The organism is Bradyrhizobium sp. 137 (assembly GCF_023074095.1).
Taxonomy (GTDB): Bacteria; Pseudomonadota; Alphaproteobacteria; order Rhizobiales; family Xanthobacteraceae; genus Bradyrhizobium.
The window spans coordinates 20,638-34,721 of sequence record NZ_JADPKU010000099.1; the positions used below are offsets into that span (position 1 = coordinate 20,638).

Annotated in this window: 12 protein-coding genes, 1 tRNA gene and 1 pseudogene; 5 read left to right on the plus strand and 9 right to left on the minus strand. The window is 65.9% G+C overall.

The annotated features are described in order from the left end of the window. Window positions 1-38: 38 nt before the first annotated feature. Both IVA78_RS25645 and IVA78_RS25650 read right to left on the minus strand, forming a co-directional pair. A complete protein-coding gene (locus tag IVA78_RS25645) occupies window positions 39-1,406 on the minus strand; it encodes a cytochrome P450 (protein WP_247280010.1) in 1,368 nt (455 codons plus the stop codon). A 34-nt stretch (window positions 1,407-1,440) separates the two neighbouring features. Further along, window positions 1,441-2,814, minus strand: a complete 1,374-nt coding sequence (locus IVA78_RS25650) for a hydrolase (RefSeq protein ID WP_247450896.1) — start codon at window positions 2,812-2,814, stop codon at window positions 1,441-1,443. Window positions 2,815-2,948: 134 nt separating this feature from the next. On the opposite strand from IVA78_RS25650, the gene IVA78_RS25655 reads away from it, so the two are divergent. Beyond that, window positions 2,949-4,637: an MFS transporter gene (locus IVA78_RS25655; RefSeq protein WP_247280008.1), complete on the plus strand. Its 1,689-nt coding sequence runs from the start codon at window positions 2,949-2,951 to the stop codon at window positions 4,635-4,637. A gap of 55 nt (window positions 4,638-4,692) precedes the next feature. Here the strand turns inward: IVA78_RS25655 and IVA78_RS25660 are convergent, their stop codons facing one another. Both IVA78_RS25660 and IVA78_RS25665 read right to left on the minus strand, forming a co-directional pair. Next, window positions 4,693-4,908: a cysteine rich repeat-containing protein gene (locus tag IVA78_RS25660; RefSeq protein WP_247280007.1), complete on the minus strand. Its 216-nt coding sequence runs from the start codon at window positions 4,906-4,908 to the stop codon at window positions 4,693-4,695. Between the two features lie 165 nt (window positions 4,909-5,073). Then, window positions 5,074-5,366: pseudogene (locus IVA78_RS25665) on the minus strand (hypothetical protein). Window positions 5,367-5,619: 253 nt separating this feature from the next. On the opposite strand from IVA78_RS25665, the gene IVA78_RS25670 reads away from it, so the two are divergent. Further along, window positions 5,620-6,663, plus strand: coding sequence for a polysaccharide deacetylase family protein (locus IVA78_RS25670; RefSeq protein WP_247280005.1), 1,044 nt, complete (start codon window positions 5,620-5,622; stop codon window positions 6,661-6,663). A 70-nt stretch (window positions 6,664-6,733) separates the two neighbouring features. On the opposite strand, the gene IVA78_RS25675 is transcribed toward IVA78_RS25670, so the two are convergent. The 5 genes from IVA78_RS25675 to IVA78_RS25695 form a co-directional block, all read right to left on the minus strand. Next, window positions 6,734-7,129: a hypothetical protein gene (locus tag IVA78_RS25675; protein ID WP_247280004.1), complete on the minus strand. Its 396-nt coding sequence runs from the start codon at window positions 7,127-7,129 to the stop codon at window positions 6,734-6,736. 248 nt (window positions 7,130-7,377) lie between these two features. Beyond that, a tRNA-Thr gene (locus tag IVA78_RS25680) sits at window positions 7,378-7,453 on the minus strand. Window positions 7,454-7,553: 100 nt separating this feature from the next. After that, a complete protein-coding gene (locus IVA78_RS25685; RefSeq protein WP_247280003.1) occupies window positions 7,554-9,341 on the minus strand; it encodes a heme biosynthesis HemY N-terminal domain-containing protein in 1,788 nt (595 codons plus the stop codon). 36 nt (window positions 9,342-9,377) lie between these two features. Then, entirely contained in the window at window positions 9,378-10,619 is a 1,242-nt protein-coding gene (locus tag IVA78_RS25690; RefSeq protein WP_247280002.1) for a hypothetical protein, read from the minus strand. A 72-nt stretch (window positions 10,620-10,691) separates the two neighbouring features. Then, entirely contained in the window at window positions 10,692-11,438 is a 747-nt protein-coding gene (locus IVA78_RS25695; protein ID WP_247280001.1) for a uroporphyrinogen-III synthase, read from the minus strand. 151 nt (window positions 11,439-11,589) lie between these two features. On the opposite strand from IVA78_RS25695, the gene tsaD reads away from it, so the two are divergent. From tsaD to IVA78_RS25710, 3 genes are read left to right on the plus strand one after another with little or no spacing between them, the layout of a single operon-like run. Further along, entirely contained in the window at window positions 11,590-12,663 is a 1,074-nt protein-coding gene (tsaD, locus tag IVA78_RS25700; protein ID WP_247280000.1) for a tRNA (adenosine(37)-N6)-threonylcarbamoyltransferase complex transferase subunit TsaD, read from the plus strand. Between the two features lie 2 nt (window positions 12,664-12,665). Further along, window positions 12,666-13,646 (plus strand): NAD(P)H-dependent glycerol-3-phosphate dehydrogenase, encoded by a 981-nt coding sequence (locus IVA78_RS25705; RefSeq protein WP_247279999.1) that lies wholly within the window; start codon window positions 12,666-12,668, stop codon window positions 13,644-13,646. A gap of 2 nt (window positions 13,647-13,648) precedes the next feature. Beyond that, window positions 13,649-14,068, plus strand: coding sequence for an EVE domain-containing protein (locus IVA78_RS25710; RefSeq protein WP_247279998.1), 420 nt, complete (start codon window positions 13,649-13,651; stop codon window positions 14,066-14,068). The last annotated feature ends 16 nt before the right edge of the window (window positions 14,069-14,084 follow it).

A 14,084-nucleotide genomic window follows, 5' to 3' on the forward strand; every position in this document is an offset into this window, starting at 1 on the left:
TCTAAGGTGGATCACGCCATCGGCCAGACGAGCATCCGTTACCGACGCGTGATGCGGAACATGGGTGAGTGGTCCGGCTGCGTCGTGACGACGCCATGCGGAATCACGGGAACGGTATCGGCAAGCTCGACGCGGAACGCGCCGATCAGCCGGGCCAGCGCCAGCACCGATTCGGCTTGCGCAAACGGCGCGCCGATGCAGACGCGGGGGCCGGCGCCGAACGGCAGATATGCGAAGCGATCAGGCGGCTCTTTCGCCATGAAGCGCTTTGGAATGAACGCGTTCGGCTGATCCCACAGTTTCTCGTGCCGGTGCAAAAGCCACGGCGCGATCATGATGATGTCGCCCTTGCCGATCTCGATGCCGGCCGCGTTGTCCTTCTCGCGCGCGGCACGCGCGACCAGGAAGGCGGGCGGATAGAGCCGCATGGTCTCCTCGATCACGGCACGGGTGAATTTCTGCCGCTCGATGTCGGCCATGCTGTCGAGATGTTCGCCGCAGGTCTCGGAGGCGACCTCCTCCTGCGTGTCAGGGTCGAGCGACAGCAGATAGAGCGCCCAGAACAGCGCCGTCGCCGTAGTCTCGTGACCCGCCAGGATCATGGTTGCGACCTCGTCGACGAGCTGTTCGTCGGAAAAGCCCTTGCCCGTTTCAGGATCGCGGGCCTCGTCCATGAGGTCGAACAGGTCACGCGGCGGCGCGCCGTCCTTCTTGCCCGCCGCGCGCCGTTCGGCGACCAGCATGGCAACGAATTCGGTCCAGCGCTTGCGAAAGCGCGCCCGTGCAAGATCCATCGGACTCGGCCAGGACACCGGCAGCACCATGTCGAGGAAATAGGGCCGTCCCAGCCGCGCGGCATATTCCATGATGAAATTGCGCAAGGTCGCGCCATGGCGGTCCATGCCGAACGAGAACATCGTGCGCCCGGCGATCTCGAGCGTCATGCGCTGCATGACCTCGCGCAGATCGACGGGCTCGCCGGTTCGCGCGTCGAGCTTCGCAATCGCTTCGTCGAGCACCGCGGTCATGTGCGGGACGAGATTTGCGGTAGCGCGCGGCGTGAAGGCCGGGGCCAGCGTGCGGCGCTGAAAGGTCCAGGAATGACCTTCCGCAATCAGGAGGCCGTCACCGAGCACCGGGCGCAGCATGCGGATGCCCGCCGGCGTGCGCGTATAGTTCTCGTAATTGCTGAGCAGGACGTGCCGGATCGCGTCCGGCTGGTTCAGGATGAAACTGTTGCGGAAAAAAAAGCGGCCCGGGATGACGTCTTCCTCATAGGCGCGCTGCCCCCAGGTCGCGATCATGTTCTGGCGGATCACCGCGAGCTTGCCAAAGAACGACATGTCGTCCGGCGCACGCGGCGGGGTCGGAGGGATGATGGGCCGATGCACGCTGGCGATGTTCATGGCTCTCTCCGGCGGAAGTGACGCAAGCAAACAGCTAATAAGTCAGCTCGGCAATCGCAATCCTGCTCTCAGAGGCGGGCCAGGCGCGTGCCACAATCCGTTCTTCGCCAAACTGGGCCACGATGTTACGCCCGACCTCGCTGGCCGGAAGCCGCAGGGTTGCTGCCGCATCCGTGGGCACGCCCGGTTTGACGTCGGCCGGCTCCTTGCCGTCGAGCAGCACCACGTCCCGCGGCAGGCCGAAATAGCCGCGCGGCCGAGACATGATCACGACAGCTCCTGCGTCCTTGTCAGCCGGCCCGAGCGGGCGCGCAGGCCGCAGGTGCACGACGTCCGACGAGCGCGGGAATGGCGAGCGGTAGATGTGCGTCGTCGGCGTGTCGGGAGATACCAGGACGAATTCGAGCGACCAGGTAGGATCGATCTGCACCGGTCCCCAGCGGCCATCGGCACCGGTCTTTGAGCTGTGCAGCGCAACGCCCTTGCGCTCTCCCGTTTCGGGATCGACGCGGAAGACGTCGACGGTTGCGCCGGCCGCCGGACGGTTGGTCGGCACGCCGCCCGGCGTGCCCGTGACCAAACCGCTCAACTTCACGCTTGGCTCCGGCACAATCGCGATGCGCATCGGCTCGCGCCCGGCGACGAACTTGTAGATCTCGCGAAATGCGCGCGGATGAAACGCCACCTCGCGATGATCGAGCGCACCGAGTACGAGGTTGGTGGCCCCCTTCAGCTCCGGCCCCTCCGCGGTAATACCGGTCGGGACGCCGGGCTTTCCGATGAAACGGCCGTCGGCTTGTGCATATTTGTCCAGGCCGTCACTGCGCAAGGTGAGAAAAGCTGTGCCCGCCGTCACCTCGCTCTCGCCGTCGTTCAAGCCGCGCAGGAATGCACCGCGGCCATTGAACTCGTTGTTGGGCTGGTCGTCGGTCGCGAACACGCCGTGATTGGGCGTGCCGCACAACACGGCGTGGCTGACATCGCCGGCACCGCCATTTTTGATGACGTTACGGATCGCATAGCCACCTCGGGAGCTGCCGACCAGCGCCAAGCGCGACGCGCCGGTACGGCGCTTCAGGTCAGCGATGGCGGCGGTGAGCTCGCGGCGCTGGTCTTCTGTCGATGACCGGTTCGCCTGCTCGACCTTGTCGTCGCTGCGCGCAAGCGGATCGGTGAAATTGATCGCCGCCATGCGATCGCGTGCGACGCCGTTCGATTCCATCCGCCACAAGGTCGTCATCCAGAGCGCGTCGTAGTCGCCGTTGCCGTGGACGAACAGGATCGGCGGCAGCTCAGTGCTTGGCGTGGCGGCCGGTGCGGTTTGGGCCATCGCGCCTGCCGGCAAGCTCGCAACTGCGAAAGGCAAGCTGCTGACCCCTTGCAGGATCGTCCGTCGCGACAGCTTCATCTGTTCCTCCCCGGCAAACGCCTCTTTGCACCGCTTATACTGGCCTAATCACTGGACAGCGAAGGACTTTCGCAGGCATCACTGAATTTGCCGGAATCGCCAGGACCATTTCTGCCAGACCGTTTGGAAGGGATATGACCGAGCAGAGGAACCGCCAGAAAATTGTCGCCGACGGCATCACCGCGCCGCTGCGGTACACCGTATTCCGGCGCATCTGGCTTGCCAGCCTGCTCTCCAATCTCGGCCTCCTGATCCAAGGCGTTGGTGCCGCCTGGGCGATGACGCAGATGGCGGCCTCGGCCGATAAGGTGGCGCTGGTGCAAACCGCGCTGATGTTGCCGATCATGCTGATCTCGATGCCGGCGGGCGCCATCGCAGACATGTATGATCGACGCATCGTCACCCTGGTCTCGCTGTCGATCGCGCTGGTCGGCGCGAGCGCGCTCACCGTGCTGGCCGGCCTTAATCTGATCACTCCCGAATTGCTGCTCGCTTTTTGCTTCGTCGTCGGCAGCGGCAATGCGCTGTTCGGCCCCGCCTGGCAGTCCTCGGTGAGCGAACAGGTGCCGCCCGACGCACTGCCCTCGGCCGTCGCGCTCAACGGCATCAGCTACAACATCGCGCGCAGCTTCGGTCCCGCGGTTGGCGGCGTGATCGTCGCTGCGCTCGGCGCGGTGGCGGCGTTCGCTTGCAACGCGATTCTCTATCTGCCGCTGCTGGTGGTCCTGCTGCTCTGGCGCCGCAACACCGAACCCTCGCGCCTGCCACGAGAGAAGCTCAACCGCGCGATGGTCTCGGGCTTCCGGTACATCACCAATTCGCCGCCGATCAAGATCGTGCTGTTGCGCACGCTGGTGATGGGCCTGATCGGCGGGGCCGTGATGGCGCTGATGCCGCTGGTCGCGCGCGACCTCTTGCATGGCGGCGCGCAGACCTACGGCATCATGCTCGGCGCCTTCGGCATGGGGGCCGTGATCGGCGCGCTCAACATCCATGAATTGCGCAAGCGCATGAGCGGCGAAGCCGCGATCCGCGCCTGCACCATCTCGATGGCGTTTGCGATGGCCGCGGTCGGCTTGAGCACGGAGCCGGTGCTGACGGCAACTGCGCTGGTGCTGGCCGGCGCGGTCTGGATGGCCGCGATCGCGCTGTTCAATATCGGCGTGCAGCTCTCGGCGCCGCGCTGGGTCGCGGGCCGCTCGCTCGCGGCGTTCCAGGCCTCGATCTCGGGTGGCATCGCGATCGGCGCCTGGGGCTGGGGCCATCTCACCGACTATGCCGGGGTCGAGGTCGCACTCCTGGTCGCGGCCGGCCTGATGCTGATCTCGCCGCTGCTCGGCGTCTGGCTAGCGATGCCGCGCGTCGGCGCGCGCAATGAGGATGCCGAGGTGTTGGCCGATCCTGAGGTGAAGCTGTCGCTGACCGGCCGCAGCGGGCCTCTGGTGGTTGAGATCGAATACCGCGTAAGCCAAGAGAATGCCCGCGCCTTCCACAATGTGATGCAGGACGTACAGCTCTCCCGGCAGCGGAACGGCGCCTATGGCTGGTCGATCGCACGCGACATCGCCGATCCGGAATTGTGGACCGAGCGCTATCATTGTCCGACGTGGCTTGACTATTTACGCCAGCGCAACCGTTCGACTCAGTCCGAACGCGCTCTGCATCAGGAAGCCATGGCCTTCCACATCGGCCCCGAGCCGGTGCGGATCCGGCGCATGCTGGAGCGTCCGTTCGGCTCGGTGCGCTGGAAGGAGGACACGCCGGACCGCGCCAATAGCGAAGTGCTGCCGGTGGTCGCGACCGCGGCGGGGAGCAGCACGTAAGCCTCACGTTCGTCATTCCGCAGCGCGCCGTCAGGCGCGAGGCCGGAATGACAGGTTACTGCCCGTGATCCGTCAGCACCTTGTCGCAGCCTTTGCTCAGCCGGGTGCGGTTCTGCTTCAGGCAGGCGAGCACAGCGCCGTCGCCATTGTTCATCACGGCGCGGCAGAAGCGACTGACATCACGCGCGCAGGCATCGTGGCCGGGCTGCTGCTGCGCGGACGCGGCCGATGCGCACAGGAGCAAAGAAATAACGAAAAGAAATCTAGCCATCGCGTAATGCCTTCTACCGCAAAGAATGTGCGGGCGAAGCTAGTGCGATGGTCCTAAGGCCGCAACGGCTTTGTTGACTGGCTGCAACGTGCCACCGCATGGCGCCGGCTTGACCCCGGGGTACATCGCGAGGGGAGCTATCCGACGCAACGATCGCCGTGTTGCTTACTGCTTGTCCTGCGCGTCAGCGACCTTGCGCGACGCGCCCTTGGCGAGGTCCTTGTCCATCACCGCGCGGCAGCCGGCGGTTAAGTCAGAACGATGCTTGATCATGCACGCCGTGATCTTCGGGATGTTGGGAATGTCCGCGGAGCAGAGTCGGAAGGCATCGCCGGTGCACATCTGCTGCGCTTCGGCCGAGAAGGCGAAGCCCGAGGTCGTCGAGACGGTCGACACGAGGCGGCAAAGCCCAGGGCCAGACTGGTGTCGCGGATCTTGCTGGAAAACGACTTGGTCATTTGAAGCTCCCATTGGCACCGTCGGAACGGCGCCGGTTGTTGATGGGAACTACGATGCTCCGGCCAAACCGTTTCCACTGTGATGATGGTCACGGGAGGCACAGCCTCTGTGACCTCAGTCACTTTGGCGCACTTCGCTGAAATTCCTACGCGACCGGCGTCGCGTTGGTGTCACGTTAACTGTTCCTTCGCATTAATGGCTCGTCGCGCGGGAAATTCCGCCGGTTTGGTTGCGTAATTGGAAAGAATAGCGATGCGTAATGCGTTGGGCCTGATGCTGGCCAGTGTAGTTGCGGCGGTCGTGATCGCCGCCGGCGGTTGGTTTTATTATTCCGCGCGCGCCGATCAGGGCGCCCCCAAGACAGTTGCCGCCCGTGCCGCCGATCCATTGCCGGCACCGGCGAAGCTCGCCGCCAAGGATGACGTCGAGACCACCGCGGCGATCGCGGCCAAGCCGGCGGCAGCTGCCGCGGCGCCCGCCCCGGCCATGCCGGTGCAGCAGAAACAGGCCTGCGCCAATCCGAACGCGCTGGGCGTTGCCCGCGTGGTCGAGATCGACACCACAGGCGGTCCCGGCTTCGGCTTCGAGCACTTCAAGCAGTTCGACTTTCTCACCGAGAAGGAGGTCGTGCTGACCTTCGACGATGGTCCGTGGCCGGTCAATACGCCCGCCGTACTCAAGGCGCTCGCGGATGAATGCACCAAGGGCCTGTTTTTCTCGGTCGGCAAGCACGCAACCTATCATCCGGAGATCCTGCGCCAGGTGCTGGCCCAGGGCCACACGGTCGGCACGCACACCTGGTCGCATGTCAACCTCAACAGCAAGAAGATGACGGAGCAGCAGGTCAAGGACGAGGTCGAGAAGGGCTTCAGCGCCGTGAGATTCGCGCTCGGCACCAATCCGGCGCCGTTCTTCCGCTTCCCGCAGCTTCAGCACAATCCCGCGATGGTGACCTATTTCGGCACCCGCAACGTCGCGATGTTCTCGACCGACATCGACTCCTTCGACTTCAGGAAGGGCGCCACGCCGGAGAAGATCGTCGAGACCGTGATGACCAGGCTGGACAAGCTCGGCAAGGGCATCATCCTGATGCACGATTTCCAGAAGCACACCGGCGAAGCCATGCCGGCGCTGCTCGCGCGGCTCAAGGCCGGCGGCTACAAGATCGTGCAAATGAAGGCCAAGACGACCATTCAGACGCTGCCGGAATATGACGAGGCATTGCTGAAGGACTTGAAGGTGCCGACCTCGAGCGCCCGTCCGATCGCAAGTGTGGTGCAGACGGTTTCGCAGTAAGCGCGATCACCGCTTCAATATGCGCATGGCCGGGCCCTTCCCCCGGCCATTTGCTTTGGGCAAGCGGCTGTTACCAGTAGATGCCGTGGCGGTGCAGCTCGCCGATGATGCGACGTTCGGTCCAGCTGCGCTTGTGCTTCGGCTTGTCCGCCGTTGCCGTGGTCTTGCTGGCGGGCTTGATCGTCGTGACCTGCGCGGAGCTCGTCGTGGGCGTCGTCACGGCCGGAGCGGTCGGCGCAGCCGGCGCAGAAAGCGACACTGCCGGCGGACGATCGGAATATTTCGGAGCCTCATTGGCTGGCACGACGTCGCTCACCTGCGTCGGAGCGGCCGTCGCCGAAGTGGTCGTGATTTGCGGCGCGGAGGTCTGCTCGCCTGCCGCGGCCAGTGACAGGCTGCGGGATCCGCCTGCCTGGGCAGACGCAGAGGCCAGGAGCATGGCGGCAACCAGAATGATCTTGCGCATGTGAAATCTCCCCGTGTTGGCGTAACCGGGACGTTACGGGAAGCCCGCCTGAGGTTACGTGATCACGATCACTCAGGCTGCGCCCTTCGCGCGCGCAGTGAACGTGCGGGCCGAGCTATAATGGCCGTGCCAAGAAATGCGTGGAGTGAGTGACCCTGCAACCCTCGACAGCCCGTTCGGCACGAGGTTGTCACCCATGTCTCAGGTACGACCTGTTACCTATGTCTCCGGGCTGGACAGCTAAGTGGTGGTGCCGCAAGAGGGATTCGAACCCCCGACCCCGTCATTACGAATGACGTGCTCTACCGACTGAGCTATTGCGGCGAACCCTGCCGGAGCCAGGACAATGCCGGCCCCGATACGCGCGCCCCTGATATCGGGCATGGCCCGAATTGGCAAGGACAAGCGGCGTTCGAAATGGGCCTCACGCGCCCCAGCGAGACCAGAATCCGCGCCACCCGCCGGCCTGGGCCTTTGGCGTGCCGATTTGTTCCGTAAATTCGTCGCTCGGTCCCTCGTCGTCGACCCCGGGATCATCCGGCGCGCGGACGATCGGGATCACGGCAGGGATGGGGGCCGGTCCGGGTTTGCTAATGTCGGCGCGGCTCCGGAATACCGGCGTTGCCGCCGGCGGCGATGATTCGGCAGGCGCGGGAGCCGGATCAACCGGCTCGGAAGCCACGATCGTTGGTTCTTCCTTGGCAGCCTCCTTGGGAGCTTCCATGGGAGCTTCCTCGGAACCTTCCTTGGAACCTTCCTTGGCCTGAGGAGGGGAATTGTCCTGGGCAGCCGGCGCTGGCGCCGTCTCCACCGGTTCCACCGGCGCTTTGCTGGCCGCCGTCACTCGCTTCGGCGGCGGTGCCGCCAGCATGGCCTCCTCGAAGGCCGAGGATTCGATCGTGGTGCCCTTGTCGGAAGGCAGGCTCGCGACCGGCGTCTGCCACTGGAAGGCGTCGAGACGGCCGGTGACCGGAGAGACCGGACGCCAGCGGTCGCTGACATAGCCGTCCGCAGTCCAGGCCGGATCGAGGCGGGCCCGCACCGCACGCAAGGTCCAGGCGCGCGCACGGCCGCCATCGCCGTGCTCGGTACGCTCGATCTCGGCCATCAGCAGCGCAACGCGCTGGGTCGGATCGTCGAGGTACGGTGCGAGCACCTCGCGCGCGCGGGCGAACTCGGAGGCATCGATCGCAGCGCGCGCGATCGCGAGCTGGCCCTCGACATGGCCGGGCTTGTCGGCAGGCGTCTTGGCCGCGAGCGTCTCGACCCGCTGCAAGCGCTGCCGGGCGGAATCGCCGAGCTTCACATGGGCATAGGCATCCGCAAGATCGGGATGCGGATTGGCGAGCCAGGCGGCCTCGAGCAGCTTCATGGCGCGGCGCACCTGATGCGCTTCGCTCTCGAATTTTGCGGCGAGCACCGCGGCCGGCACCAGGGTCGGCGCGAGCTTGATCGCCTCCATCACGCTCTCGCGCGCGACGTCGCGGTCCATGGTTTCCAATTCCAGCGCGCGCGCGGTGAGCAGGACGCCGCGCTGCCGGCGATAGGTCCCCTTGTCGATCAGACCCGCGGACAGATTCGAATCGAGGATCGCGAGCGCGCCGCCCCAGTCGCCGCGCGCGCAGCGGAAGCCAAGCACGGCATGGGAGGCCCAGGTCGAGGATGGCGACAGCTTGATCGCTTCCTCCGCGATCGTCACGGCGCCGAGCGCATCGTCGGCGCGCTGCGCCTCGATGAAGAGGCCGCGCAGGCCGAGCAGCCGCGTGTCCTCACGCTCGGTCATGGCGCGGAAGACGCGCTGCGCTTCGTCGCGATTGCCTTCGAGCTGCGCCGACTGCGCGTGCAAGAGCAGCGCGAGCGGATCATTCGGCGCATGCCGTCGGGCCGCTGCCGCATGTCGACGGGCAAGCGCGGTGTCGCCATGACCGATCGCGAGCAGGCCGTGAGTGATCGCGTGGCGACCGCGGGCATGGCGCTTCTCATGACGACGGCGGCGCAGACGCCCCGGCATGCGCCAGATCATGGTCAAGACGCTCCAGACCAGCACGATCGCGGCTGCGAAGATGCCAAGCCCGAGCACGAACCCGGGAAAGGTCGTCGTGGCACGGAGACCGCCCCAGGTCAGGACCAGATCGCCGGGCTGATCGGCAACCCAGGCTCCGCCGGCCGCCGCCAATGCGATCAGAATGAGAAAGAGGACGATGCGAAGCATGGCGATCCCTATAAGCGCCGATCGTTGCGCGAATCTTTATTGAGCAGGCTTGGCTGGATCAGATTTGGCGAGATCCGCCATGGCATCGTCGGCGAATTTGCGGGAGGCGGCGAGCGCGGCGTCGCGAGCATCGGCCTTGTCGAGCCAGGCTTGCGCGGCGGTGCGATCAGTTTCCGGAAGCGACTTCAGCTCGCGACGTGCCTCCGCCACATCGTTGCGCAGCGCCGCCGAGGTGATGCGCGCCACGATGGCACCGCGGTCATTGCCGATCCCGTCGGTGCGTTCGATGCGGACGAGCTTCGACGCGCCCGCCTGGAGACGCTCGACGATACCGGTGCCGCCGGTCTGGGTTTCCGCCGGCGGCGACAGTTTCGGCACGATATTGAGAAGCTCGCGGCTCAGCGCGACCGGCGTCGGGATGCCGGACGATGCAAAGGCGTCGAGCGGCTTCAGCATATCCGGCTTTGCCGTCAGCGACCGCGCCGCGGCCAGTTGCTGTTGATAGGGATCGCCATGGCGAACGGCTACGTCGAGCAGGGCCGCCGCCACCACATGGCGCAGCGGCTTGTCGTCCATCGTTTTGGCCTCGGCGATCTTCTCGCCTTGCTGCGCGAGCTCGGCTCGTTCGGTCCTGCTGGCGCGCTCGAGCTGCGCAATGCGGTCGTTGAGCGTGGCAAGATCGGGCGCGGCAGCATCTGGAGCGGATTTCACGTCGTTCAGTGCGCTCGCAGTCTTGTCGGATTGTTCGCGCAGATTGGCGATGTCGCTGCGCAGACTGCTGACGGACTTCTCCAGCGCGTCGATCCGCGCCGCCATCGCTGGATCGGCGACGGGCTTGCCGGCCTTGGCTTCGACTGCGCTCACCCGCCCGCTGAGCGCATCGACCGTCGCGCTCGTGACTTGCGGTGCGGCAGGCGGCGCCTGCACCGCGGGCCAGCCCAGCATCCAACCGACCGCAATCACGACTGCGGCTGCGACAGCGCCGGAGAGCGGGGCAACGACCCAGGGCGAAATCGGCTGCGATACAGGCGCGGATGCCACAGCGGCCGGCGCCTCGTCACGTTCCGGCTCAGCGTCGGCAAGTTCGGACTTGGCCGGCTCGGATTGTGCCGGCTCGGTCTCGGCGTGCTCCGGCGTCGGCTGAGCCTCGGGCTCGCCCGCCGCCTGCTGCGGCTGGGTCGAGACTTCGCTCGCCTCGAGGTCGATGGTGGGAGGGGCGCGCTTGGCACGACCGCTGTCGGGGGCCAATCCTGCGTCTTCAGGCTTGTCGTCGACCATCGTGACGGTTCCTCACATCCATACCTTGCACAGATCCTTCGGATCCGATTGCGTCGGATTCGGCTCGACCTCTTACGCCAAACGGGTGCGCAAAGCACGCTCCAAGGTGTCGAATAAGGCATTTTCGTCCGGCGTCGCCGCAACCAGAACCTGCGACGCGCCGGCCTCTCGCAGCACGCCGGCAACCGTCTCGGACAGGCAGCATTGCGGTATAGCCAGCGCCGAGATTTCGACACCTTCGTCCCGCGCCGCCTCCAGGAACGCCCGCGCGCTGCGCCGGGAATAGTGCAGCACCGCCTCGATCCCATGGCTGGCAAAGCCCTCGCAAACTTCTCGCGGCAGCAACTTGACCGGAGCCATGCGATAAGTGGTCTGCGTGACCACATTGAATCCTTCGGCGCTGAGCTCGGCGCCGAGATCACGCGACAGATCCGCACCCGCCAGATAAAGCAGCGTGCTCCTTTTCTTCAGCACCTTGTCACGTGCACTCTGCACCACCTTGTCACGCAAGGCCGCGGCGTCGCCACCGGCGACGATCACCTCGGCAAAGCCGGCGTCGCGCGCCGCAATAGCCGTGTGCTCGCCGACCGCAAACAGCGGCAAGTGCAACAGACCAAGACCCGGCAATTGCGGCGCGACGGCACGGATCGCATTGGCCGATGTAACGATGATGCCGTCATAGCTCGTCTCACTCTCGTCATGAAAGGCGACCGGCTCGAACTTGAGCACCGGCGCAAGCAGCACCACATGCCCTCGCGCGCGCAAACTCGCCGCCGACGCCTCATTGTCGGGATGTGGTCGTGTGACGAGAATGGACATCGCTTGGTGTTCCCGAACCATTTGACGGTGGCCATTTGCGAGGGCGGCCGCGCGTGACGATTGCGCAAGCCGTGCCCGGAATGCTACCGGACGTACCAGAACTCTGCTTTACGGATGAGCGCAAGGGCGCAAGTTGGATAACAATTCGCCAATGCTGGTATTGGGCATCGAAACCACGTGCGACGAAACCGCCGCGGCCGTGGTCGAGCGCGCGCCTGACGGTGGCGGGACGATCCTGTCCAACATCGTACGGTCGCAGGTCGAGGAGCACGCCCGCTTCGGCGGCGTGGTACCGGAGATCGCTGCCCGCGCCCATGTCGATCTGCTCGATGACATCATCGACCGCGCCATGAGTGAGGCCGGCGTCGGCTTCGCCCAGCTGGGCGGTGTCGCGGCGGCCGCGGGCCCGGGGCTGATCGGCGGCGTCATCGTTGGGCTCACCACCGCCAAGGCGATCGCGATGGTGCACGGCACCCCGCTCGTCGCGGTGAACCACCTGGAGGCGCACGCGCTGACGCCACGTCTCACCGACGGAATCGAATTCCCCTATTGCCTATTCCTCGCCTCGGGCGGACATACCCAGATCGTTGCGGTCACCGGCGTCGGCCAGTATGTGCGGCTCGGCACCACGGTCGACGACGCCATTGGCGAGGCCTTTGACAAGGTCGCGAAGATGCTGGGCCTGCCTTATCCCGGCGGTCCGCAGGTCGAGCGCGCGGCGGCAAGCGGCGATGCGATGCGCTTCGCCTTTCCACGCCCGATGCAAGGGCGCCCCGACGCCAATTTCTCCCTATCCGGTTTGAAGACGGCGGTCCGCAACGAAGCGAGCCGCATCGCCGAGCTCACGCCGCAGGACATCAGCGATCTCTGCGCGAGTTTTCAAGCCGCCGCGCTGGAGTCGACGGCCGACCGCTTGAGCGTCGGTCTAAGACTTTTCCGCGAGCGGTTCGGCGCGCCGCGCGCGCTCGTGGCCGCCGGCGGTGTGGCCGCCAATCAGGCGATCCGCGAGGCCCTGAACGACGTCGCGCAGCAGGCCGGGACCCAGCTGATCATGCCGCCGCCCGAGCTCTGCACCGACAATGGCGCGATGATCGCCTGGGCCGGCGCCGAACGCCTTGCGCTCGGCATGACCGATACGATGGACGCGCAGCCCCGCGCACGCTGGCTGCTCGATGCCAACGCGACGGCACCGGCGGGCTACGGCAACACGCGAGCGGGATTCTAGTGATGACCGCGTTCGATTCCGTCGCCGTGGTCGGGGCAGGTGCCTGGGGCACGGCTCTCGCAACCGTGGCGGCGCGGGCAGGACGGAACGTGACGCTGTGGGCGCGCAATGCCGAACATGCGACGCGGATTGCCTCGACGCGCGACAATCCGCGGCTGCCCGGCGTGCGGATCGCTCCGGAAATCGTCGTGACGAGCGATCTGGCGCTCGCCGCGCGCGCCGACATGCTGCTGATCGCAACGCCCGCGCAGCATCTGCGCGGCGCGGTCAACCTGCTGGCCTCGCACATTGCAAGGCCGGTACCCGTCGTCGCCTGCGCCAAGGGCATCGAGCACGGCACCCACAAATTCATGACCGACGTGATCACCGAAGCTGCACCGGGCGCGCAGCCGGCGATCCTGTCAGGCCCGAGCTTCGCCGACGATGTCGCGCGCGGCCTGCCGACCGCGGTAACGCTGGCGGCGAAACAAGAAGCGCTGGCTACCCGCCTAGTGCAGGCGCTGGGCTCGCCGAGATTCCGGCCCTATCATTCCACCGACATCCGTGGCGTCGAGATCGGCGGCGCGGCCAAGAACGTGCTCGCGATCGCGGTCGGCATTGCGGTCGGACGCAAACTTGGCGCCTCGGCCCAGGCCGCGCTCACGACCCGCGGCTTTGCCGAGCTGACACGCCTTGGTCGCGCGCTTGGTGCGCGCAGCGAGACACTCACGGGCTTGTCCGGCCTCGGTGATCTCATTCTGACCTGTTCGAGCCCGCAATCACGCAATTTCGCGCTTGGCCTCGCACTGGGCCGCGGTGAGAACCCGCCCGCAGGCAAGCTTGCCGAGGGCGAGTCCACCGCGCCGGTTCTGATCGAGCTTGCGGCTTCGCAACACATTGAGATGCCGGTATCGGAAGCGGTCGCTTCGATCCTGAGCGGCCGGAGCACGATCGATGCCGCTATCTCGGGACTGTTGACGCGCCCCTTCAAGGCAGAGGAATGAACATGGCTTATTGGCTGGTGAAATCCGAACCGTCGGTGTGGTCCTGGGACCAGCAGGTGGCGAAGGGCGCCAAGGGCGAGGCCTGGACCGGCGTGCGCAACTTCACCGCGCGCCAGAACCTGGTCGCCATGAAGAGGGGCGACAAGGCGTTCTTCTATCATTCCAACGAGGGCAAGGAGATCGTCGGCATCGCGGAGGTCATCAAGGAAGCCTATCCGGATCCGACCGACAAGACCGGCAAGTTCGTCTGCGTCGACATCAAGGCCGACAAGCCCCTGAAGACACCGGTGACGATGGCCGCGATCAAGGCCGAGAAGAAGCTCGCCGACATGGCGCTTGTGAAATATTCGCGCCTGTCGGTGCAGCCCGTGACGGCGGAGGAGTGGAAGCTCGTCTGCAAGATGGGTGGGATGTCGTCGTAGGTGCGTAGCCCGAATG

Bases quoted from the DNA above. Each gene is read 5' to 3' on its own strand.
- IVA78_RS25645 (WP_247280010.1), bottom strand. From the start codon at position 1,406: ATGAACATCGCCAGCGTGCATCGGCCCATCATCCCTCCGACCCCGCCG.
- IVA78_RS25650 (WP_247450896.1), bottom strand. From the start codon at position 2,814: ATGAAGCTGTCGCGACGGACGATCCTGCAAGGGGTCAGCAGCTTGCCT.
- IVA78_RS25655 (WP_247280008.1), top strand. From the start codon at position 2,949: ATGACCGAGCAGAGGAACCGCCAGAAAATTGTCGCCGACGGCATCACC.
- IVA78_RS25660 (WP_247280007.1), bottom strand. From the start codon at position 4,908: ATGGCTAGATTTCTTTTCGTTATTTCTTTGCTCCTGTGCGCATCGGCC.
- IVA78_RS25670 (WP_247280005.1), top strand. From the start codon at position 5,620: ATGCGTAATGCGTTGGGCCTGATGCTGGCCAGTGTAGTTGCGGCGGTC.
- IVA78_RS25675 (WP_247280004.1), bottom strand. From the start codon at position 7,129: ATGCGCAAGATCATTCTGGTTGCCGCCATGCTCCTGGCCTCTGCGTCT.
- IVA78_RS25685 (WP_247280003.1), bottom strand. From the start codon at position 9,341: ATGCTTCGCATCGTCCTCTTTCTCATTCTGATCGCATTGGCGGCGGCC.
- IVA78_RS25690 (WP_247280002.1), bottom strand. From the start codon at position 10,619: ATGGTCGACGACAAGCCTGAAGACGCAGGATTGGCCCCCGACAGCGGT.
- IVA78_RS25695 (WP_247280001.1), bottom strand. From the start codon at position 11,438: ATGTCCATTCTCGTCACACGACCACATCCCGACAATGAGGCGTCGGCG.
- tsaD (WP_247280000.1), top strand. From the start codon at position 11,590: ATGCTGGTATTGGGCATCGAAACCACGTGCGACGAAACCGCCGCGGCC.
- IVA78_RS25705 (WP_247279999.1), top strand. From the start codon at position 12,666: ATGACCGCGTTCGATTCCGTCGCCGTGGTCGGGGCAGGTGCCTGGGGC.
- IVA78_RS25710 (WP_247279998.1), top strand. From the start codon at position 13,649: ATGGCTTATTGGCTGGTGAAATCCGAACCGTCGGTGTGGTCCTGGGAC.